The 21,418-nt window shown below is 53.3% G+C and carries 18 protein-coding genes and 7 tRNA genes; 20 read left to right on the top strand and 5 right to left on the bottom strand.

Annotation, left to right across the window (positions count from 1 at the left end; translation table 11 throughout):
* Positions 1-33: 33 nt before the first annotated feature.
* The 4 genes from ybfF to fur all read left to right on the top strand — a co-directional run bounded on the left by ybfF (position 34) and on the right by fur (position 2,647).
* Positions 34-807 (top strand): esterase, encoded by a 774-nt coding sequence (gene ybfF / locus BFV65_RS06045; protein WP_069596363.1) that lies wholly within the window; start codon positions 34-36, stop codon positions 805-807.
* 128 nt (positions 808-935) lie between these two features.
* A complete protein-coding gene (gene ybfE, locus BFV65_RS06040; RefSeq protein ID WP_003858652.1) occupies positions 936-1,223 on the top strand; it encodes a LexA regulated protein in 288 nt (95 codons plus the stop codon).
* A 155-nt stretch (positions 1,224-1,378) separates the two neighbouring features.
* Positions 1,379-1,909: a flavodoxin FldA gene (fldA, locus tag BFV65_RS06035; protein ID WP_003858653.1), complete on the top strand. Its 531-nt coding sequence runs from the start codon at positions 1,379-1,381 to the stop codon at positions 1,907-1,909.
* A gap of 291 nt (positions 1,910-2,200) precedes the next feature.
* Positions 2,201-2,647: a ferric iron uptake transcriptional regulator gene (gene fur / locus BFV65_RS06030; protein ID WP_003858655.1), complete on the top strand. Its 447-nt coding sequence runs from the start codon at positions 2,201-2,203 to the stop codon at positions 2,645-2,647.
* Positions 2,648-2,739: 92 nt separating this feature from the next.
* On the opposite strand, the gene chiQ is transcribed toward fur, so the two are convergent.
* The 4 genes from chiQ to nagE all read right to left on the bottom strand — a co-directional run bounded on the left by chiQ (position 2,740) and on the right by nagE (position 8,745).
* On the bottom strand, positions 2,740-3,066 hold the full coding sequence (chiQ, locus tag BFV65_RS06025; protein WP_023299602.1) for a ChiQ/YbfN family lipoprotein: 327 nt from the start codon (positions 3,064-3,066) through the stop codon (positions 2,740-2,742).
* Positions 3,067-3,113: 47 nt separating this feature from the next.
* On the bottom strand, positions 3,114-4,511 hold the full coding sequence (gene chiP, locus BFV65_RS06020) for a chitoporin ChiP (RefSeq protein WP_017694280.1): 1,398 nt from the start codon (positions 4,509-4,511) through the stop codon (positions 3,114-3,116).
* A gap of 447 nt (positions 4,512-4,958) precedes the next feature.
* A complete protein-coding gene (gene glnS / locus BFV65_RS06015; RefSeq protein ID WP_069596362.1) occupies positions 4,959-6,626 on the bottom strand; it encodes a glutamine--tRNA ligase in 1,668 nt (555 codons plus the stop codon).
* A gap of 169 nt (positions 6,627-6,795) precedes the next feature.
* Positions 6,796-8,745 (bottom strand): PTS N-acetyl glucosamine transporter subunit IIABC, encoded by a 1,950-nt coding sequence (nagE, locus tag BFV65_RS06010; RefSeq protein WP_069596361.1) that lies wholly within the window; start codon positions 8,743-8,745, stop codon positions 6,796-6,798.
* Between the two features lie 325 nt (positions 8,746-9,070).
* Between nagE and nagB the strand changes: the two genes are divergently transcribed.
* The 12 genes from nagB (at position 9,071) to BFV65_RS05945 (ending at position 15,935) form a co-directional block, all read left to right on the top strand.
* Positions 9,071-9,871, top strand: a complete 801-nt coding sequence (gene nagB, locus BFV65_RS06005) for a glucosamine-6-phosphate deaminase (RefSeq protein WP_003858663.1) — start codon at positions 9,071-9,073, stop codon at positions 9,869-9,871.
* A gap of 54 nt (positions 9,872-9,925) precedes the next feature.
* Complete coding sequence (gene nagA / locus BFV65_RS06000; protein WP_069596360.1) at positions 9,926-11,074, top strand: N-acetylglucosamine-6-phosphate deacetylase; 1,149 nt, start codon at positions 9,926-9,928, stop codon at positions 11,072-11,074.
* An 8-nt stretch (positions 11,075-11,082) separates the two neighbouring features.
* Positions 11,083-12,303 carry a DNA-binding transcriptional regulator NagC gene (gene nagC / locus BFV65_RS05995; RefSeq protein ID WP_022647442.1) on the top strand — a complete coding sequence of 407 codons (1,221 nt, stop codon included), beginning with the start codon at positions 11,083-11,085 and terminating at the stop codon, positions 12,301-12,303.
* Between the two features lie 45 nt (positions 12,304-12,348).
* Positions 12,349-13,101 carry a ribonucleotide monophosphatase NagD gene (gene nagD, locus BFV65_RS05990; protein WP_003858667.1) on the top strand — a complete coding sequence of 251 codons (753 nt, stop codon included), beginning with the start codon at positions 12,349-12,351 and terminating at the stop codon, positions 13,099-13,101.
* A 250-nt stretch (positions 13,102-13,351) separates the two neighbouring features.
* A complete protein-coding gene (gene asnB / locus BFV65_RS05985) occupies positions 13,352-15,016 on the top strand; it encodes an asparagine synthase B (RefSeq protein ID WP_015571128.1) in 1,665 nt (554 codons plus the stop codon).
* 225 nt (positions 15,017-15,241) lie between these two features.
* Positions 15,242-15,318: transfer RNA gene (locus BFV65_RS05975), tRNA-Met, on the top strand.
* Between the two features lie 8 nt (positions 15,319-15,326).
* A tRNA-Leu gene (locus tag BFV65_RS05970) sits at positions 15,327-15,411 on the top strand.
* A gap of 23 nt (positions 15,412-15,434) precedes the next feature.
* Positions 15,435-15,509: transfer RNA gene (locus BFV65_RS05965), tRNA-Gln, on the top strand.
* A 32-nt stretch (positions 15,510-15,541) separates the two neighbouring features.
* A tRNA-Gln gene (locus BFV65_RS05960) sits at positions 15,542-15,616 on the top strand.
* Between the two features lie 17 nt (positions 15,617-15,633).
* Positions 15,634-15,710: transfer RNA gene (locus BFV65_RS05955), tRNA-Met, on the top strand.
* A 41-nt stretch (positions 15,711-15,751) separates the two neighbouring features.
* Positions 15,752-15,826, top strand: a tRNA-Gln gene (locus tag BFV65_RS05950).
* Between the two features lie 34 nt (positions 15,827-15,860).
* A tRNA-Gln gene (locus BFV65_RS05945) sits at positions 15,861-15,935 on the top strand.
* A 108-nt stretch (positions 15,936-16,043) separates the two neighbouring features.
* On the opposite strand, the gene ubiF is transcribed toward BFV65_RS05945, so the two are convergent.
* Positions 16,044-17,219 (bottom strand): 3-demethoxyubiquinol 3-hydroxylase, encoded by a 1,176-nt coding sequence (ubiF, locus tag BFV65_RS05940; RefSeq protein WP_069596358.1) that lies wholly within the window; start codon positions 17,217-17,219, stop codon positions 16,044-16,046.
* 135 nt (positions 17,220-17,354) lie between these two features.
* Here ubiF and miaB point away from each other — a divergent pair, with 135 nt between their 5' ends.
* From miaB to corC, 4 genes are all read left to right on the top strand, one after another.
* Positions 17,355-18,779, top strand: a complete 1,425-nt coding sequence (gene miaB / locus BFV65_RS05935; protein ID WP_003858672.1) for a tRNA (N6-isopentenyl adenosine(37)-C2)-methylthiotransferase MiaB — start codon at positions 17,355-17,357, stop codon at positions 18,777-18,779.
* A gap of 163 nt (positions 18,780-18,942) precedes the next feature.
* Entirely contained in the window at positions 18,943-19,989 is a 1,047-nt protein-coding gene (locus BFV65_RS05930; RefSeq protein ID WP_003858674.1) for a PhoH family protein, read from the top strand.
* On the top strand, positions 19,986-20,453 hold the full coding sequence (gene ybeY, locus BFV65_RS05925; protein ID WP_069596357.1) for an rRNA maturation RNase YbeY: 468 nt from the start codon (positions 19,986-19,988) through the stop codon (positions 20,451-20,453). Before BFV65_RS05930 ends, ybeY begins: the two co-directional genes overlap by 4 nt.
* Before the next feature lie 84 nt (positions 20,454-20,537).
* Positions 20,538-21,416, top strand: a complete 879-nt coding sequence (gene corC, locus BFV65_RS05920; protein ID WP_003858679.1) for a CNNM family magnesium/cobalt transport protein CorC — start codon at positions 20,538-20,540, stop codon at positions 21,414-21,416.
* The last annotated feature ends 2 nt before the right edge of the window (positions 21,417-21,418 follow it).

Raw genomic sequence — 21,418 nt, 5'->3', positions numbered from 1 at the left:
CTAACCTGACAAACCTAAAAAAAGAACTTTGCCATGAAATTGAATACCCGAGCGCAAACTGCACAATCGCCGAACAATAATTCTCCCATCGTACTGGTTCACGGCCTGTTTGGTAGCCTGGATAACCTGGGCGTGCTGGCGCGCGATTTAGTGACCGATCACGAGATCCTCCAGGTTGATATGCGCAATCACGGTCTTTCAGGGCGCTCGGAGGAGATGACCTACGCAGCCATGGCGCAGGATCTGCGTGACGCCCTCGATGCGAACAATATCCAGAAAGCGACGCTCATCGGGCATTCAATGGGCGGTAAAGCGGTGATGGCGCTTACAGCGCTGGCCCCTGAGCGAATTTCCGGTCTGGTGGTCATTGACGTTGCGCCCGTCAATTACGACGTTCGCCGTCACGATGAGATTTTCGCTGCGATCAATGCCGTGACAGAGTCAGGCGTCTCCACACGCCAGCAGGCGGCAGCCGTTATGCGCGAGCATCTCGATGAAGAAGGCGTGGTCCAGTTCCTGCTGAAATCCTTTGTTGACGGACAATGGCGCTTTAACGTCCCGGTACTGTGGGATCAGTATTCGCATATTGTGGGGTGGGAAAATGTCCCCGCCTGGCCGCACCCTACCCTCTTTATTCGCGGTGGCAACTCCCCTTACGTCACTGACGCGTACCGTGACACGCTGCTGGCGCAATTTCCGCAGGCTCGCGCTCACGTCATCGCCGGTGCCGGGCACTGGGTCCACGCGGAAAAACCGGATGCGGTCCTGCGCGCCATTCGCCGCTATCTTACTGATACAGCGAATTGATTAAAAAGCCAGCGACCGGAAGACGACGGGCTTCCAGTCGTTGGCGTGTGGATTTGGGTGATGTATGATGGCGCGCTTATCGCCCGGGCATTAGCAGGGCGGCGTGTTTCCCCCGAAGTCTCAGAATCATGGCCAAAGAACAAACGGACCGTACGACACTAGATCTGTTCGCGAATGAGCGTCGACCGGGACGACCGAAAACGAATCCGCTTTCGCGCGATGAACAGCTGCGTATCAATAAACGCAACCAGCTTAAACGCGATAAAAATCGTGGGCTTAAGCGTGTCGAACTCAAGCTGAATGCCGATGCCGTCGATGCGCTTAACGAGTTAGCTGACGCGCGCAACATCAGCCGCAGCGAACTGATCGAAGAGATGCTGATCGCCCAGCTTGAGACGTTACGCGGCAAGGCGTGAGTCAGAAAATCCCCAATATTACCTTTTTCATGTAGCACAGAGTGCAGTCCTGCGTGATAGCTGTTTCCGCAGGGTTGCCTGTTCTGCTATTATTGCCCTTATCCGTGGACAATTTGCGCCACCATACCATTAAGTTTCAAGAGGTTATTTTACTCATGGCAATCATCGGCATTTTCTTTGGCAGTGATACCGGCAATACAGAAAATATCGCAAAAAACATTCAAAAACAGCTCGGTAAAGACGTTGCTGATGTGCATGACATCGCCAAGAGCAGCAAAGAAGATCTCGAGGGCTATGACATCCTGCTGCTGGGCATCCCGACCTGGTACTACGGTGAAGCACAGTGTGACTGGGACGATTTCTTCCCGACGCTGGAAGAAGTCGACTTCAACGGCAAGCTGGTTGCCCTGTTTGGCTGTGGCGATCAGGAAGACTACGCTGAGTATTTCTGTGATGCGCTGGGCACTATTCGCGACATCATTGAGCCGCGCGGTGCGGCGATCGTTGGTCACTGGCCAACAGCGGGTTACCACTTCGAAGCTTCCAAAGGTCTGGCAGATGACGATCACTTCGTTGGCCTTGCCATTGATGAAGACCGTCAGCCAGAGCTGACCGCAGAGCGTGTAGAAAAATGGGTTAAGCAGGTTCGTGAAGAGCTGAACCTGGACGATATCCTTAACGCCTGATATCCCTGCGGCGCAACTCCGGTTGCGCCCGTTGTCCAGGTAAAACCGATTAAATTAATTGCTACAAACTTTTAACTTTTTCGTCCAGACCTGTACAATATCCCCCTGGTAAAAAGTGGGTGCCATCGAACAAGTTTGTTGGTGATACCACGTTTTTATAAGCATACTTTGCTTGAGACTTGCAGTTTTCATTTAGCCATGGCAGTTCTATAATGAGACGCATTATCCCAAGTGCATTTTCTGTCACTTCTTCTTTTGAAGTGAATCGTTTAGCAACAGGACAGATTCCGCATGACTGACAACAATACCGCATTAAAGAAAGCTGGCCTGAAAGTAACGCTTCCTCGGTTAAAAATCCTTGAAGTGCTTCAGGGGCCAGACAATCACCATGTCAGTGCGGAAGACCTTTATAAGCGTCTTATCGATATGGGTGAAGAGATTGGGCTGGCAACCGTCTATCGTGTGCTGAACCAGTTTGATGACGCGGGCATTGTTACTCGTCATAATTTCGAAGGCGGTAAATCCGTGTTCGAGCTGACTCAGCAGCACCACCACGATCACCTGATCTGCCTCGACTGTGGCAAGGTCATTGAATTTAGCGATGATTCCATTGAATCACGCCAGCGTGAAATCGCCGCCCGTCATGGCATCCGCCTGACCAACCACAGCCTGTACCTGTACGGTCACTGTGCTGAAGGGGATTGCCGCGAAAATGAACATGCGCACGACGCAAAATAAGTCAGTGTTCATACTCTGAGCCAGCCGTGAGGTTGGCTTTTTTTTGCCTGGAAAAAGCCCGGTAAGCGCAGCGCCACCGGGCGTAAAGCAACTTATTTATTGTTATTGCGAATCTCGTCCCATATCTTATCGCAACGCTTCGCCACTTCCTGATCGTTACCGGTTTTACGCGCCTGAATGCAGGCCTGGTAATCCATCACGCGAACGTTTTCCTGCGTGGCGAATTGCTCATGGGCTTTGTCTTTTTTTAGCTCGTTCAGCACGCTTTGACAGGCTTCAATCTTCTCAGGTGAACCTTGTGCGGTATTGATGCAAGCGCTATACGCCTCTTTCAGACGGGAGTCTTCTTTCGGCGCCTGATCCTGCGCGCACGCCACCAGCCCGAATGCCAGCAGCGCAACGATTACCCTTTTTTTCATCATGTTCATTCTCCATAACGGCGGGACACAGCCCGCCGCAGCATTCATCAGAAGATGGTAAATGGCGCAATGACCATGAATTTCACGTCGCGCTCATCCTGGAAGATGTTGCCGTAACCGCCCGCGTAGCTCGGGATATCGGAGTGGTTGTCATACTGGGTGAAGTGCAGTTTGAACATCGTGCCTTTCGCACGGCCCTCCTGCAGGGTATAAATCGCATCCAGACTGTATGAAGACTCTTTCAGACGGTAGTTCGGATCGTAGTAGGCGTCTGGCGTAGCCATATCCGCTGGCTTCGCGTCCCAGGCGTACGCGTAGGACGCGCCCACTGCCCAGCCAGGCAGGTTCCAGTTCTTCAGGTCATACATTGCGCCGAAGAAGACTGCCTTTTCGCCGTCGGCGTTGAAGTCAGAGCGGTTATCCCACCAGATATCCAGACGACCGTTGGAAGAGGCGTAGGTTGGCGTCATACGTTGCAGGAAATAGCCCTGCTGCCCTTCTGCCTTGACCCATGTTCCCTCCAGACGCAAATCAACCTGACCCACCTTGTAGCCGAAGGTTAGCGCCTGTAACCACGCGGTGCCGTCATAAATATCATTTACGCTGCCATCGCTGACCTTGTCGCGCGTACCGTAGAACTGATAGCTGGTGCTCAGCGGGCTACCTGCGATATCAAATTTGTAGCTGGCTTTAGCAAAGTACTGATCAATATAACCTTCAGCCTGACCAAAAGCCGCTTCCAGCACCAGATCGTTTTTGAAGTCGTACTTCGCCCCCAGCGAGTGGAGATAATCAACTTTGGTTTTTTTATCGTTTTGATAGAACTTGTCCATCTCAATGTGCCACGGCGCTTTGTACTCGTTGGTCCACATATAGGAGAAGCTCAACGCCCCCGCATCGCCGTAGTCAAAATTAGCACCGGCTTCCGCGCCCTGATAGGTACCTGGCATAAAGCTCCAGTGCGGCGCTAACAGCGTCTGACCGGTTGGCTGGATATAACCACCACGCGCCCAGACCGGGCCATATTTGAATTTTGCAGCCGCTTTATACAGGCTGATTCCGCTTTTATCGCCGGACCAGTCTTCGTCGTAAGCTTTATTGCTGGAGGAGAACGCAATTTCGTTCGGATGGCCGCTGTCGCCATTTTCGGCCATTTCAATTGCGGTGAACGCTGCAATATCGATCCCGAACATATCGGCGGCATATCCCGACTGGAAATCCAGGTTGGCGTTCCAGGTCGAGTGAGAAAGGTTAGTTTTGTATTTATCTTCAGTGACGTCTTTACGGTCACGCTCACGTTGCCAGTAATAAATACCGCCCGTAAGGGTGGAATCTTCAATGAAACCTGCTGCTTTTGCCTCTGGCGCAACCACCAGGCCCGACATTGCTGTCACACCGGCGATAGCCAGCGCCAGCGCACTACGTTTGCCACTGAACGTACGCATAGATTATTCCTCTTTGACGAATTAAAACGCCTTAAACGGCGAAAAACAGAAAAGACCAAATGGTCAGGGGTAGTCAGAAATACCCTCAAATTAACTACCGTCTTTAGGTTATTTTTCGCGACGCGAATTATCAATGCTTTTAATCAGGCAAAAGTCAGGATTATGACGAAGAGCACATATTTCGTAGTGCTTTGTAACATTTACCGGGAAGCGAGTACTGGCGGGGGAATACGCTAATTTTCAGTAAGTAACATTGAGAATGAGAATATATTTTTCAGCGTTTCTGTTTTTGGAAAACAACAAACTTTTTTTAAATAAAATAAGTAGCACCACATTGACCTGGAATGTGGGCTTTAAAAGATTATCCCGATGCTTAACGACATGATCGTTAAATAAAAAAACGCCGCGTTACGCGGCGTTTGTTTCTCATTGACCAGAGCAGCGTTATTATTCGCCGATCTTAGTCCAGGTATCACGCAGACCCACGGTACGGTTAAATACCGGTTTTTCTGCCGTGCTGTAACGGCTGTCCAGGCAGAAATAACCCTCACGTTCGAACTGGAACGCTTTACCGGCTTCAGCGGCTTTCAGAGACGGCTCGGCATACCCCTGCTTGATAATCAGAGACTCAGGGTTAATAACCGCCAGGAAGTCTTCCGCTGCGCCTGGGTTAGGCGCGCTGAACAGACGGTCGTAGAGACGGATCTCAACCGGCAGCGCATGCTGCGCGCTCACCCAGTGGATTACGCCTTTCACTTTACGGCCATCCGCCGGATCTTTGCTCAGCGTTTCTGCGTCGTACGTACAGAAGATGGTCGTGATGTTACCTTCCGCATCTTTCTCTACGCGCTCGGCTTTGATTACATAGGCGTTACGCAGACGTACTTCTTTGCCCAGCACCAGACGCTTGTACTGCTTGTTCGCTTCTTCGCGGAAGTCGGCACGATCGATCCAGATTTCACCGCTGAACGGCACGTCGCGGGTGCCCATTTCCGGTTTGTTCGGATGGTTAGGCATAGAGACCAGTTCGCTCCCGCCCTGCGGATAGTTTTCGATAACCAGTTTCACTGGATCGATCACCGCCATCGCGCGCGGCGCGTTTTCGTTCAGGTCTTCACGAATGCAGGATTCCAGAGACGCCATTTCGATGGTGTTGTCCTGCTTGGTGACGCCGATACGTTTGCAGAACTCACGAATGGACGCAGAGGTGTAGCCACGACGACGCAGGCCAGAAATGGTCGGCATACGTGGGTCGTCCCAGCCTTCAACGTGCTTGTCAGTGACCAGCAGGTTCAGCTTACGCTTGGACATCACGGTGTATTCCAGGTTCAGACGAGAGAACTCGTACTGACGCGGATGCACAGGAATGGTGATGTTATCCAGCACCCAGTCGTACAGACGACGGTTGTCCTGGAATTCCAGCGTGCACAGAGAGTGCGTAATGCCTTCCAGCGCATCGCTGATGCAGTGGGTGAAGTCGTACATCGGGTAGATGCACCACTTGTTACCGGTCTGGTGGTGTTCTGCGAACTTAATGCGGTACAGCACCGGATCGCGCATCACGATGAACGGAGACGCCATATCGATTTTAGCACGCAGACACGCTTTACCTTCTTCGAAGCCACCGGCACGCATTTTTTCAAACAGCGCCAGGTTCTCTTCCACGCTACGATCGCGGAACGGACTGTTCTTACCGGGCTGAGTCAGCGTACCGCGGTATTCACGGATTTCGTCAGCAGAGAGCTCGTCGACGTATGCCAGACCCTTGTTAATCAGTTCAACCGCATAGGCATACAGCTGATCGAAATAGTCTGAGGAGTAGCAGATATCGCCAGACCAGTTGAAGCCCAGCCATTGCACGTCGTTTTTAATCGACTCAACGTATTCGATGTCTTCTTTTACTGGGTTGGTGTCATCGAAACGCAGGTTGCACTGCCCCTGGTAGTCTTGCGCAATACCAAAGTTCAGGCAGATCGATTTGGCGTGACCAATGTGCAGGTAGCCATTTGGCTCCGGCGGGAAACGCGTGTGGACTGTGGTGTGCTTACCACTGGCCAGATCTTCATCGATGATCTGACGAATAAAGTTACTCGGGCGGGCTTCTGCCTCACTCATCGTGGATTCCTCAAAGCGTAAACAACGTATAACGGCATATGATCTTATAAGCCGGACGTAGTGACAACCCTTAAAACGTCCCGGAAGAAAATAATGGGGGCAATTGCTGCAAAAAAAAGCGGCGGAGGATATCCCCCGCCGCTAAAGGCATAACTCTACTCAGGAGCGATTACTTGCCTTTAATCTCATACAGTGGCGTTTGGCCTGCAACTACCTGCCCCTGCGCCTGGATCACCAGACCGCTGAAGTCGTCGATGTTGCTGCACACTACCGGGCTTATCATGGAGCGCGCGTTGGCGTTCAGGAACTCCAGATCCATTTCCAGAATCGGCTGGCCTGCCGCCACTTCAGCGCCCTCTTCCACCAGGCGAGTAAAGCCCTGACCGTTCAGCGCAACGGTATCGATACCCATATGGACAACGATCTCCGCGCCTTTTTCCGTTTCCAGGCAGAACGCGTGGTTGGTGTTGAAGATTTTCACGATAGTACCGGCTGCCGGAGAGACCACGGTTTTGTCCGTTGGTTTCACCGCCACGCCATCACCGACCGCTTTGCTGGCGAACGCTTCGTCAGGCACCTGCTCAAGCGTAACAACGTCACCTGTCACCGGAGAAACCAGCGCAGCGATGGTCACCGCATTTGGCACAGCCTGCGGTTTTGCAACCGGCGCGTCAGCTACTGGCGCGTTATCCGTTGAGGCGGCAGCGACCGGCCCACGGGCAACCACTTTTTTCATTTCATCGCCGATAGATTCGGCTTTCGCACCCACGATAACCTGGATGGTTTGTTTGTTCAGCTTCACCACACCAGACGCACCAAGGCGTTTGCACATTGCATCGCTCACGCGCGCGGAGTCGCCCACGGTCAGACGCAGACGGGTAATACAGGCATCGATCGCTTTCAGGTTGTCGGTGCCACCCACAGCGGCAATATAGCTGGTTGCCAGCTGGGTTAAACCCTCTTCGGTATTGCTGTTGGCTTCACTGGTCACAACATCATCTTTCGTATCTTCGCGGCCCGGCGTCTTCAGGTTAAACATACGAATAACCGCGCTGAACAGAACGAAGTAGATAACGAAGAAGATCAGGCCCATCACCACCAGCATCCAGACGTTGCTGCTTGCCGCCGGCAGGTTGTACATCAACACATAGTCGATAGCGCCTGCGGAGAAGGAGAAGCCTGCATGGATACCCAGAAGGGTGGCAACGAACAGGCTGATACCGGTCAGGATCGCGTGCATCAGATACAGCAGCGGAGCCAGGAACATGAACAGGAATTCCAGTGGCTCGGTCACGCCGGTCAGGAAGGCGGTGATCGCAACGGACAGCAGCATCCCGCCAACCATTGGGCGACGCGCTTTCGGCGCAGCCAGGTACATTGCCAGCGCGGCGCCAGGCAGACCAAACATCATGATTGGGAAGAAGCCGGACATGAACATGCCCGCGGTGCCGTCGCCTGCGTAGAAGCGGTTGATATCACCGTGGAATACCGCGCCAGCCGCGTTGGTGAACTCACCAATCTGGAACCAGGCGATGGTGTTCAGTACCTGATGCAGACCGGTTGGGATCAGCAGACGGTTAATGAAACCGAAGATGCCCGCGCCCATTGCGCCCGCAGACACGATCCACTCGCCACCCGCATGGATAGCATGCTGAACCGGTGGCCAAACGTAGCCAAAGATGGCGGCGAGGATCAGACAGAAAAAGCCCGTCGCAATCGGCACAAAACGTTTACCGCCGAAGAAGCTCAGGAAGTCAGGCAGTTTGATACCCGCCCAGCGGTTGTACACGGCGCCACCGACCAGACCGGTAATGATACCCGCCAGTACACCCATGTTGATTTCCGGGTTGATGGTTACCATCGCTTTCGTGAGGATGAAGTAACCTACCGCCCCTGCCAGTGCCGCTGCACCGGCGCTGTCTTTTGACCAGCTTGACGCCACGCCGATGGCGAAAATCAGCGCAAGGTTGTCAAAAATGGCGCCGCCTGCCTGGGCAATAAACGGCACATTAAGAAGATCGGGTTGCCCGAATCGCAGCAGCAATGCTGCAACCGGTAGCACGGCGATAGGGAGCTGCAAAGCCCTACCGAGGCGCTGGAAAAAACCTAAAATATTCATCCTATTCCCCCTACGAGACCCTTTGTTAAGACTCGCGCATAAACTATGTTTTTATTGTGTCACGAACGATAGATACTGTTGATGATTCACTGGCAGTGTGAGTGTGTGAAAAATTAATTCGTATCGCAAATTAAACACCTATTTTTTGTGATTATTGTCACCAAATATCGTATTAAACCCTCCCTTTCACTGGCTAACCATGAAAACTTATTTTATCATTCAAAAAATCAAGACGGATTGATCCGGCCTGAAAGGTTCCAGGTTACGCTTAGTTCAGGTTGCACTAATCATCCGCCCACTTTTACTTAAACTTTAGAGGTGAATAATGAGACTGATTCCCCTGGCAACAGCTGAACAAGTCGGAAAATGGGCTGCTCGTCATATCGTTAACCGCATCAACGCGTTCAAACCAACAGCCGATCGTCCTTTCGTACTCGGTCTTCCAACCGGTGGTACTCCCCTGACCGCGTATAAGGCTTTGGTTGAAATGCACAAAGCGGGCCAGGTTAGCTTTAAACATGTTGTGACCTTCAACATGGACGAATATGTCGGCCTGCCAAAGGAACATCCGGAAAGTTACCACAGCTTTATGCACCGTAATTTCTTCGATCACGTTGATATTCCGGCTGAAAACATTAACCTGCTGAATGGAAACGCGCCTGATATTGACGCAGAATGCCGTCAGTATGAAGAAAAAATCCGTTCTTACGGTAAAATCCACCTGTTTATGGGCGGCGTAGGCAACGATGGTCATATCGCGTTCAACGAACCGGCATCTTCACTGGCTTCCCGTACCCGTATTAAAACGTTGACCCATGACACGCGTGTGGCTAACTCCCGCTTCTTTGACGGCGACGTCAATCAGGTGCCTAAATACGCGCTGACCGTGGGTGTGGGTACACTGCTGGATGCCGAAGAAGTGATGATTCTGGTGCTGGGCGCAGTGAAAGCGCAGGCGCTTCAGGCTGCCGTTGAAGGCAACGTGAACCATATGTGGACGATCAGCTGCTTACAGTTGCATCCAAAAGCGGTTGTCGTGTGTGACGAACCGTCCACCATGGAGCTGAAAGTGAAAACGCTGAAATACTTCAACGAGCTGGAAGCTGAGAACATTAAAGGTCTGTAATTGAATAACCGCCTCTTTTATCAGGGGCGGTCGCTTTTTTAACCGGGGGTCGATATGTACGCTTTAACCCACGGTCGGATTTATACCGGCCATGAAATTCTGGATGACCATGCGATTGTAATCGCCAATGGCCTGATTGAACGTGTTTGCCCGCTGGCGGAACTGCCGCCGGAGATCGAACAACGTTCCCTCAATGGAGCAGTAATCTCCCCCGGTTTCATCGACGTACAGCTTAACGGCTGCGGCGGTGTCCAGTTTAACGATACCGCAGAGGCGGTAACGGTTGAAACGCTGGAAATCATGCAAAACGCCAACGAGAAATCGGGCTGCACCAGCTATCTGCCAACGCTGATTACCAGCAGCGATGACCTGATGAAACAGGGTATCCGCGTCATGCGCGAATACCTGGCAAAACATCCGAATCAGGCGCTGGGTCTGCACCTGGAAGGACCATGGCTGAATATGGTCAAGAAAGGCACCCATAACCCGAACTACGTGCGCAAACCGGATGCCGAGCTGGTGGATTACATGTGCGCCAATGCCGATGTGATCACCAAAGTGACGCTGGCACCGGAAATGACCGGCACGGACGTTATCAGCAAACTGGCCGCCGCCGGGATTGTGGTATCTGCGGGCCATTCGAACGCGACGCTGAAAGAGGCGAAGGCCGGTTTCCGCGCAGGTATTACATTTGCCACACACCTTTATAACGCGATGCCGTATATTACCGGTCGCGAACCGGGACTGGTTGGCGCAATTCTGGATGAACCAGACGTCTACTGCGGCATTATCGCCGACGGCTTGCATGTCGATTACACCAACATCCGCAACGCCAAGCGCCTTAAAGGCAACAAGCTCTGCCTGGTCACGGATGCTACCGCTCCGGCAGGAGCGAATATTGACCAGTTCATTTTTGCTGGTAAAACAATATACTACCGGAATGGACTGTGTGTGGATGAGAACGGCACGCTGAGCGGTTCTTCTCTGACGATGATCGAAGGGGTACGTAACCTCGTTGAACATTGCGGCATTGCGCTTGAGGAAGTGCTGCGCATGGCCACGCTTTATCCGGCGCGCGCTATTGGCGTCGATAAACAGCTCGGCGGTATTGCGCCAGGTATGGTTGCAAACCTGACGGCGTTCACACACGATTATAAAATTATTAAGACCATCGTTAATGGTAACGAGGTCGTCACTGAGTAAGTAAAAGTATGACACCAGGCGGACAAGCTCAAATCGGTAATGTCGATCTCGTTAAACAACTTAACAGCGCGGCAGTTTATCGCCTGATTGACCAGCACGGGCCAATCTCACGCATTCAGATAGCCGAACAAAGCCAGCTTGCTCCCGCCAGCGTGACAAAAATTACACGTCAGCTTATTGAGCGCGGCCTGATCAAAGAAGTGGATCAGCAGGCCTCCACCGGCGGCCGCCGCGCGATTTCCATCGTCACTGAAACCCGCAATTTTCAGGCCATTGGCGTTCGCTTAGGCCGTCATGACACCACGCTTACGCTCTACGATCTGAGCAGCAAGGCCATTGCCGAAGAGCATTACCCCCTTCCTGAGCGCACGCAGGAGACGCTCGAACACGCGTTACTGAATACCATCGCGCAGTTTATCGAAAGCTGTCAGCGCAAGATCCGTGAACTCATCGCCATCTCGGTGATTTTACCCGGTCTGGTTGACCCGGAAAGCGGCGTTATTCGCTACATGCCGCACATTAAGGTAGAGAACTGGGGGCTGGTTGAGGCACTGGAAAAACGCTTCAAGCTGACCTGCTTTGTTGGTCACGATATCCGCTCGCTGGCGCTGGCGGAGCACTACTTTGGTGCGAGCCAGGACTGCGAAGACTCTATTCTGGTGCGCGTTCACCGTGGTACAGGCGCGGGTATCATCTCGAATGGCCGCATTTTTATTGGTCGTAACGGTAACGTAGGCGAGATCGGTCATATCCAGGTGGAACCGCTTGGCGAGCGCTGCCACTGCGGTAACTTTGGCTGTCTTGAAACCGTTGCCGCCAATGCCGCCATTGAACATCGCGTCCGCCACCTGCTGGAGCAGGGTTATCAGAGCCGCGTCACGCTGGGCGACTGTAAGATCGGTGCCATCTGCAAAGCGGCAAACAAAGGCGATGCGCTGGCCTGCGAAGTGATCGAACAGGTAGGACGCCACCTGGGTAAGACCATCGCCATTGCCATCAACCTGTTTAATCCGCAAAAAGTGGTGATTGCCGGCGAGATCGTTGAAGCCGAAAAAGTATTACTGCCTGCCATTGAAGGCTGCATCAATACCCAGGCGCTGAAGGCATTTCGCCAGAATTTGCCGGTGGTGCGATCTACGCTCGATCACCGCTCGGCAATTGGCGCATTCGCCCTGGTAAAACGTGCCATGCTCAACGGGATCCTGCTGCAACATTTGCTGGAATCCTGATCGGACCTTATAGTAACGCCTTCTTTTTTTGATGTCGGATAGTCCATGACCATTAAGAATGTAATTTGTGATATCGACGGCGTGCTGATGCACGACAACGTTGCCGTGCCAGGTGCTGCGGAGTTTCTTCACCGCATCATCGACAAAGGAATGCCACTGGTTCTTCTCACGAACTACCCTTCACAGACTGGTCAGGATCTGGCAAATCGCTTTGCTACTGCGGGTGTCAACGTCCCGGACAGCGTGTTTTATACCTCTGCGATGGCGACCGCGGATTTCCTGAAGCGTCAGGAAGGCAAAAAAGCCTACGTGGTTGGCGAAGGCGCGCTGATCCACGAGCTGTATAAAGCGGGCTTCACCATCACCGACGTGAATCCGGACTTTGTCATCGTGGGCGAAACGCGCTCCTTTAACTGGGAGATGATGCATAAAGCAGCCTACTTTGTCGCCAATGGTGCACGTTTTATCGCCACTAACCCGGATACGCATGGTCGTGGTTTTTATCCCGCCTGCGGTGCGCTGTGCGCCGGTATCGAAAAAATCTCAGGCCGTAAGCCGTTTGTTGTCGGCAAACCGAGCCCGTGGATCATCCGCGCTGCACTGAATACGATGCAGGCACACTCAGAAGAAACCGTCATTGTTGGCGACAACCTGCGCACCGATATTTTGGCCGGCTTCCAGGCCGGGCTTGAAACCATCCTGGTGCTTTCTGGCGTTTCACAGCTTGATGACATTGATACGATGCCGTTCCGGCCAAGCTGGATTTACCCCTCTGTCGACGAAATCGACGTTATTTGATTCAGAACCACGTCTCAGGGCGTGGTTTTTCATTTCTGCTGCCTGAAAACATCACTTCATCTAACGAAATCAGCTCTTCATTGAGAAATCATCAATAGAATGGCTTAATGCATACTCTTTTTTTAAGATTCGGCAATTGCCATTGCACTTTTTACGTTTTCATCGGTAAAACGCTTGCGCCCCCTCCCCTTTTTGCGGCATTTTCATAAGCAAGCAACATCACAACGCAACAGGGTTAACGGAGAAGGTTATGTGTTCTATTTTTGGCGTACTGGATATCAAAACTGACGCGGGCGAACTGCGTAAAAAAGCACTCGAATTGTCCCGCCTGATGCGCCATCGCGGTCCGGACTGGTCAGGCGTTTACGCCAGCGATAAAGCGATTCTGGCTCACGAACGTCTTTCCATTGTTGATGTCAACGCTGGCGCACAGCCGCTGTATAACGAGAAAAAAACGCACGCGCTGGCTGTTAACGGTGAAATTTACAACCATCAGGCGCTGCGCGCTGAGTACGGCGATCGCTACGCGTTTCAGACCGGCTCAGACTGCGAAGTGATCCTGGCGCTGTATCAGGAGAAAGGCCCGGAGTTCCTCGACGACCTGCAAGGTATGTTCGCCTTCGCGCTGTACGACAGCGAAAAAGACGCTTACCTGATTGGCCGCGACCATATTGGTATTATCCCGCTGTACATGGGACACGATGAACACGGTAACTTCTACGTTGCCTCAGAGATGAAAGCCCTGGTACCGGTGTGCCGCACCATCAAAGAGTTCCCGGCAGGTAGCTACCTGTGGAGTAAAGACGGCGAGATCCGCCCGTACTACCAGCGCGACTGGTTTGATTATGAAGCGGTGAAAGACAACGTGACGGATAAAGCCGAACTGCGTCAGGCCCTGGAAGAGTCAGTGAAAAGCCACCTGATGTCAGACGTACCTTATGGCGTACTGCTCTCCGGCGGTCTGGACTCCTCCGTGATCTCCGCGATTACCAAGAAATTCGCCGCACGTCGCGTGGAAGATCAGGAGCGCTCTGAAGCCTGGTGGCCGCAGCTGCACTCCTTTGCCGTGGGTCTGGAAGGGGCACCTGACCTGAAAGCCGCCCAGGAAGTGGCGAACCATCTCGGCACGGTGCACCATGAAATTCACTTCACCGTACAGGAAGGTCTGGATGCGATCCGCGATGTGATCTATCACATTGAAACCTATGATGTGACCACCATTCGCGCCTCCACGCCGATGTATTTGATGTCGCGTAAGATCAAAGCGATGGGCATCAAGATGGTGCTCTCCGGCGAAGGTTCTGACGAAGTGTTTGGCGGTTACCTCTATTTCCACAAAGCGCCAAACGCCAAAGAGCTGCATGAAGAAACGGTGCGTAAGCTACAGGCGCTGCACATGTTTGACTGCGCGCGCGCCAACAAAGCGATGTCCGCCTGGGGTGTGGAAGCCCGCGTGCCGTTCCTCGATAAGAAATTCCTCGATGTGGCGATGCGCATCAACCCGCAGGACAAAATGTGCGGCAACGGCAAAATGGAGAAACATATCCTGCGTGAATGTTTTGAATCCTACCTGCCGGCGAGCGTGGCGTGGCGTCAGAAAGAGCAGTTCTCCGATGGCGTGGGTTACAGCTGGATCGACACCCTGAAAGAGGTGGCGGCAAAACAGGTTTCTGATCAACAACTGGAAACTGCGAGCTTCCGCTTCCCGTACAACACGCCAGCCTCGAAAGAAGCGTATTTGTACCGTGAAATCTTTGAGGAGCTGTTCCCGGTTCCAAGTGCAGCCGAGTGCGTACCGGGTGGTCCATCGGTCGCCTGCTCTTCTGCTAAAGCCATTGAATGGGATGAATCCTTCAAAGCCATGAACGATCCGTCAGGACGCGCAGTGGGCGTTCACCAGTCTGCCTATAAATAATGTTCAGATTATCATCAGGCCCTCCGGGGCCTGATTTTTTTGCCTCTCTTTTCCCCGCATAAAATCGATTAATAACCAATAATTGTCGAATATTCGGCCTCGCTGTTCGCAACCTAACCAAACAGTCACATTCCGGCTATTTTCATTGAAAAAGGTGTTGACGCTGCAAGGGTCTATACGCATAATGCGCCCCGCAACGCCGATAAGGTAACGCGAAAAAAAGATGGCTACGTAGCTCAGTTGGTTAGAGCACATCACTCATAATGATGGGGTCACAGGTTCGAATCCCGTCGTAGCCACCATCTTTTTTGCGGGAGTGGCGAAATTGGTAGACGCACCAGATTTAGGTTCTGGCGCCGCAAGGTGTGCGAGTTCAAGTCTCGCCTCCCGCACCATTCCCAGGTAAGCGTTGCACGGATGGGGTATCGCCAAGCGGTAAGGCACCGGTTTTTGATACCGGCATTCCCTGGTTCGAATCCAGGTACCCCAGCCATATTTCTTCGATCATGCGGTTCTCCGCGGTATTGGGGTATCGCCAAGCGGTAAGGCACCGGTTTTTGATACCGGCATTCCCTGGTTCGAATCCAGGTACCCCAGCCATCGAAGATTGCAGTACTGGCTACGTAGCTCAGTTGGTTAGAGCACATCACTCATAATGATGGGGTCACAGGTTCGAATCCCGTCGTAGCCACCATATTTATGTTATCGAATACGATTCGGTAAACTGAACATTGTTGGGGTATCGCCAAGCGGTAAGGCACCGGATTCTGATTCCGGCATTCCGAGGTTCGAATCCTCGTACCCCAGCCACTTTAAAGTCGTTAAGCAGTTTGTTTAACGCAATTGGGGTGTCGCCAAGCGGTAAGGCTCTGGTTTCTGATACCAGCATTCCGGGGTTCGAATCCCTGCACCCCAGCCACTTAAAACAAACAAGCCCGCTCTGCGGGCTTTTTTGTTTTTGTTGCTCAGAATAGTGCGGCCTGATGCCCTCACCCTAACCCTCTCCCACGGGGAGAGGGAATAAAGATTAGAGTCCGAGGGCGTATTTCAGTGCCTGACGCTTCAGACCACCGGCACGTTCCGCTGCCATCAATCCAATATTGCGCAATATCCGCACCGGACCCACGTCATTGCTGAACCCGGCATAGAACAGATCCATCCCCGACTGCATAATGAAGTTATCCGCCATACGGCGCGTCTGGTAGCGCTTCAGTACCTGATGGCTGGCCCAGGCTTCCGCGTGGGCGCGAGCGTTACCCAGCACATCCAGTAACGCATCGACGTCACGGTATCCCAGGTTAACCCCCTGCCCCGCCAGCGGATGAATGGTGTGCGCCGCGTCTCCCACCAGGACCAGCCCTTCACGGGCATACTGCAACGCATGGCGTCGCATCAGCGGGAATGCGCCAGCGGCAACCGGGGTCACGTTACCCAGACGGCGCGGGAAGTGCTGGCGGATTTCGCGCTGCAACTGTTCCATGGACAGCCCCTGCAACTGTCGAATACGCGCCGGTTTGTCGTACCACACCAGCGAAGCCCAGTTATCAAACAACGGTAAGAATGCATGCGGGCCGTTCGGCGTAAAATGCTGCCAGGTGCTTTCGCCCGGCGCGTTTTCTGACTGCACGGTGATCAGCATGCAGGATTGCTGATACTGCCAGGCATGGATCCCAATGCCTGCCATCTGCCTGACCTGCGAGTTCGCGCCATCCGCCCCCACCACCAGCTTCACGGCCAGCTCATCGTCGTTATCCAGCGTCAGGAGATATCCACCTTCATGACGATGCAGGGCTTTCAGCGAGTCCGGAACGCGCAGCGTCACCTTCGGGTGCGCCTCCAGCGCCTGCCAGAGCGCCTGCTGGAGCACGTTGTTTTCCACCATATAGCCCAGACGCGGCAGTTTCAGCTCGGCGGCGTCAAACGAGACGTGAGCATTTTCCCACTCCCAGGTTTCAAGACGGCTGTAGGGGTGCGCGCGCATCGCCAGCACCGCCTCCCAGACGCCCAGCCCGCGAAGCAGATCAACAGAGGACGCGCTGATGGCGGAAATACGCACGTCCGGTTGGCTGGAAGGATCGAATACCGGCGGAGCCGCCTGTTCAATAACGGTTACGTCAAATCCCTGCTGCGCCAGCCCCAGCGCCAGTGCGCCGCCGACCATACCGCCGCCAACAACGGCAACTTCGGTGTTCAGGAGTGTCATGGTCACTATTCCTTATTGGAGAATACCTTAAGTTTACCGGATTTTTGCGACCCTGAGGTTGACAACCTTCATACTGGTCACAACCGCACCAAAGCATTACAATACGCGGCTTGCAATCCTGAGCTGAGCAAGTCGATGACTAAAAAACTCCATATAAAAACCTGGGGCTGTCAGATGAACGAATACGATTCATCGAAGATGGCCGATCTGCTGGATACCACCCACGGATACCAACTGACTGAAAATGCGAAAGAAGCCGATGTGCTGCTGCTGAACACCTGTTCAATTCGTGAAAAAGCACAGGAAAAAGTCTTTCATGTGTTAGGCCGCTGGAAGCTTCTCAAACGGAAAAATCCGGACCTGATCATTGGCGTGGGGGGCTGCGTCGCATCGCAGGAAGGTAAGCTGATCCGCCAGAGAGCACCCTATGTGGATATCGTTTTTGGCCCTCAGACCCTGCACCGCCTGCCAGAGATGATTAATCAGGTTCGCGGCAGCCGTAGCCCGGTGGTTGACGTGAGTTTCCCGGAGATCGAGAAATTTGACCGTCTGCCAGAGCCGCGCGCTGATGGCCCGACCGCCTTCGTCTCCATCATGGAAGGCTGCAACAAATACTGTACTTACTGCGTGGTACCTTACACCCGCGGTGAAGAAGTGAGCCGCCCGGCAGACGATATCCTGTTTGAAATCGCGCAGCTTGCCGCGCAGGGCGTTCGCGAAGTGAACCTGCTGGGCCAGAATGTGAACGCCTGGCGCGGGGAAAACTACGACGGCACCACCGGCAGCTTTGCTGAACTGCTGCGTCTGGTGGCGGCGATTGACGGCATTGACCGCATTCGCTTTACCACCAGCCATCCGATGGAATTTACCGACGACATTATTGACGTCTATCGCGATACGCCAGAGCTGGTGAGCTTCCTGCACCTGCCGATCCAGTGCGGCTCTGACCGCGTGCTGAACCTGATGGGTCGTCCACATACGGTGCTGGAGTATAAGTCCACCATCCGCAAGCTGCGTGAAGCGCGCCCGGATATCCAGATTAGCTCCGACTTTATCGTCGGCTTCCCTGGCGAAACCGCTGATGACTTCGAGCGCACCATGAAGCTCATCGGCGAGGTGAATTTCGACGTCAGCTACAGCTTCATCTTCTCAGCACGCCCGGGCACCCCAGCGGCCGATATGGTTGACGATGTGCCGGAAGAAGAGAAAAAGCAGCGTCTGTATATTTTGCAGGAGCGTATCAACCAGCAGGCCAACGCCTGGAGCCGTCGTATGCTCGGCACTGTCCAGCGTATTCTGGTGGAAGGCACTTCCCGTAAGAGCATCATGGAACTGTCTGGTCGAACCGAAAATAACCGCGTGGTGAATTTTGAAGGCACCCCGGACATGATTGGTAAGTTTGTGGACGTCGAGATTGTCGAAGTGCTCACGAACTCGCTGCGCGGGAAGGTGGTACGCACTGAGGACGAAATGGGTCTGCGTATTGCACAGACTCCGGAATCCGTTATCTCTCGCACCCGTAAAGTCAACGATTCTGGCGTAGGTATTTACCAGCCCTGATCCCTCTGGCCTGCCTGTCCGGCAGGCCTTGTATTTCCTCTCATCACCCCCAATATCTACCGCAACGCTTGCGCCTTTATTCTATGGCGTGAATAATTTCGGTAATGACCGTTTTATTACGCCGTGTGGCCACAGGTCAGTTAACCAAATAAAGAGGAACAGTTTGAACATAGATACGCGTGAAATTAGCCTTGAGCCCGCAGACAACGCTCGCCTGCTGAGCCTGTGCGGGCCGTTTGATGACAACATCAAACAACTGGAGCGACGTCTGGGTATCGAAATCAATCGTCGCGATAACCATTTCAAACTCACCGGACGCCCAATCTGCGTCAACGCCGCGGCAGATATTCTCCGCAGCCTGTATGTTGATACCGCCCCGATGCGCGGTGAGATCCAGGATATTGAACCTGAACAGATCCACCTGGCCATCAAAGAGGCGCGCGTGCTTGAGCAGAGCGCGGAAAGCGTGCCGGACTATGGCAAAGCCATCAACATCAAAACCAAACGCGGCGTGATTAAGCCTCGTACCCCGAACCAGGCACAGTACATCGCCAACATTCTCGACCATGACATCACCTTTGGCGTGGGTCCGGCGGGTACGGGTAAAACCTATCTGGCCGTTGCTGCTGCGGTCGATGCACTTGAGCGTCAGGAGATCCGCCGTATCCTGCTGACCCGCCCTGCTGTAGAAGCCGGTGAGAAACTCGGCTTCCTGCCGGGCGATTTAAGTCAGAAAGTGGACCCCTACCTGCGCCCGCTGTACGACGCGCTGTTCGAAATGCTCGGCTTCGAGAAAGTTGAAAAGCTCATCGAACGTAACGTGATTGAAGTGGCCCCGCTGGCCTACATGCGTGGGCGTACGCTTAACGACGCGTTCATCATTCTGGATGAGAGCCAGAACACCACCATTGAACAGATGAAGATGTTTCTGACGCGTATTGGCTTTAACTCGAAAGCGGTTATTACCGGTGACGTCACTCAGATAGACCTGCCGCGTAACACCAAATCGGGTCTGCGTCACGCCATCGAAGTCCTGGCCGAGGTAGAGGAAATCAGCTTCAACTTCTTCCACAGTGAAGACGTGGTACGCCACCCGGTGGTCGCGCGTATCGTTAACGCTTATGAGGCCTGGGAAGAGGCAGATCAGAAGCGCAGAGCCGAACTGGCCGCAGAACGTAAGCGCGAAGCGCAGGAGCATGAACAGAAATGAGTCAGGTGATCCTCGATCTACAGCTGGCCTGTGAAGATAATTCCAGCATGCCAGAAGAGGCACAGTTTCAGAAATGGCTGGATGCCGTTATCCCCCAGTTTCAGGAAGAATCAGAGGTCACGATTCGCCTGGTGGATGAAGCAGAAAGCCATGAGCTCAACCTGACCTATCGCGGGAAAGATAAGCCGACCAATGTGCTCTCTTTCCCATTCGAAGCCCCTCCGGGCATTGAGATGCCGCTGCTGGGCGATCTGATCATCTGCCGTCAGGTGGTTGAGCAGGAAGCCAAAGAGCAGCAAAAGCCGCTGGAAGCGCACTGGGCACACATGGTGGTGCACGGTAGCCTGCATCTTCTGGGTTACGACCATATTGAAGATGACGAAGCGGAAGAGATGGAATCCCTCGAGACAGAGATAATGCTTGCTCTGGGCTATGAGGATCCGTACATTGCCGAGAAAGAATAGTCAGTCACTGACTACCATGCCGCCGCGCAGGGACATAGCGCGGCGGTTAACGTTGAACTAACAAGAGAACCCTTAACAAACGCCATGAGCGACGACAATTCACACAGTAGCGACACGACAACCACTAAAAAGGGATTTTTCTCCCTCATCCTGAACCAGCTTTTCCACGGCGAACCGAAAAACCGTGACGAACTGCTGGAGCTGATTCGTGATTCCGGGCAGAACGACCTTATCGACGAAGATACGCGCGAAATGCTCGAAGGGGTGATGGACATCGCCGACCAGCGCGTCCGCGACATCATGATCCCCCGATCGCAGATGATTACCCTGAAACGCAACCAGACGCTGGACGAGTGCCTCGATGTGATTATCGAATCGGCTCACTCACGTTTCCCGGTCATCAGCGAAGACAAAGATCACATCGAAGGGATTTTGATGGCGAAAGATCTGCTGCCGTTTATGCGCAGCGATGCCGAAGCCTTCAGTATGGAAAAAGTGTTACGTCCGGCCGTGGTTGTGCCGGAAAGTAAACGTGTGGATCGGATGCTGAAGGAGTTTCGCTCCCAGCGCTATCACATGGCGATTGTTATTGATGAATTTGGTGGCGTTTCCGGTCTGGTCACAATCGAAGACATCCTCGAGCTGATTGTGGGCGAAATCGAAGATGAATATGACGAAGAAGAGGATATCGACTTCCGTCAGCTGAGCCGCCACACCTGGACCGTGCGCGCGCTGGCCTCCATTGAAGACTTCAATGACACCTTTGGCACCAGCTTCAGCGATGAAGAAGTGGACACCATTGGTGGTCTGGTGATGCAGGCCTTCGGCCATCTTCCGGCCCGCGGTGAAACCGTTGACATCGATGGTTACCAGTTCAAGGTCGCAATGGCTGACAGCCGACGTATTATTCAGGTTCATGTCAGAATGCCGGACGACTCACCGGTGCCAAAACTGGAAGATTAATG

It is taken from the genome of Enterobacter hormaechei subsp. hoffmannii, assembly GCF_001729745.1.
GTDB classification, from domain to species: domain Bacteria; phylum Pseudomonadota; class Gammaproteobacteria; order Enterobacterales; family Enterobacteriaceae; genus Enterobacter; species Enterobacter intestinihominis.
Note: the sequence above shows the minus strand (reverse complement) of the source record. Positions and strands in the feature narration are given on the sequence as shown.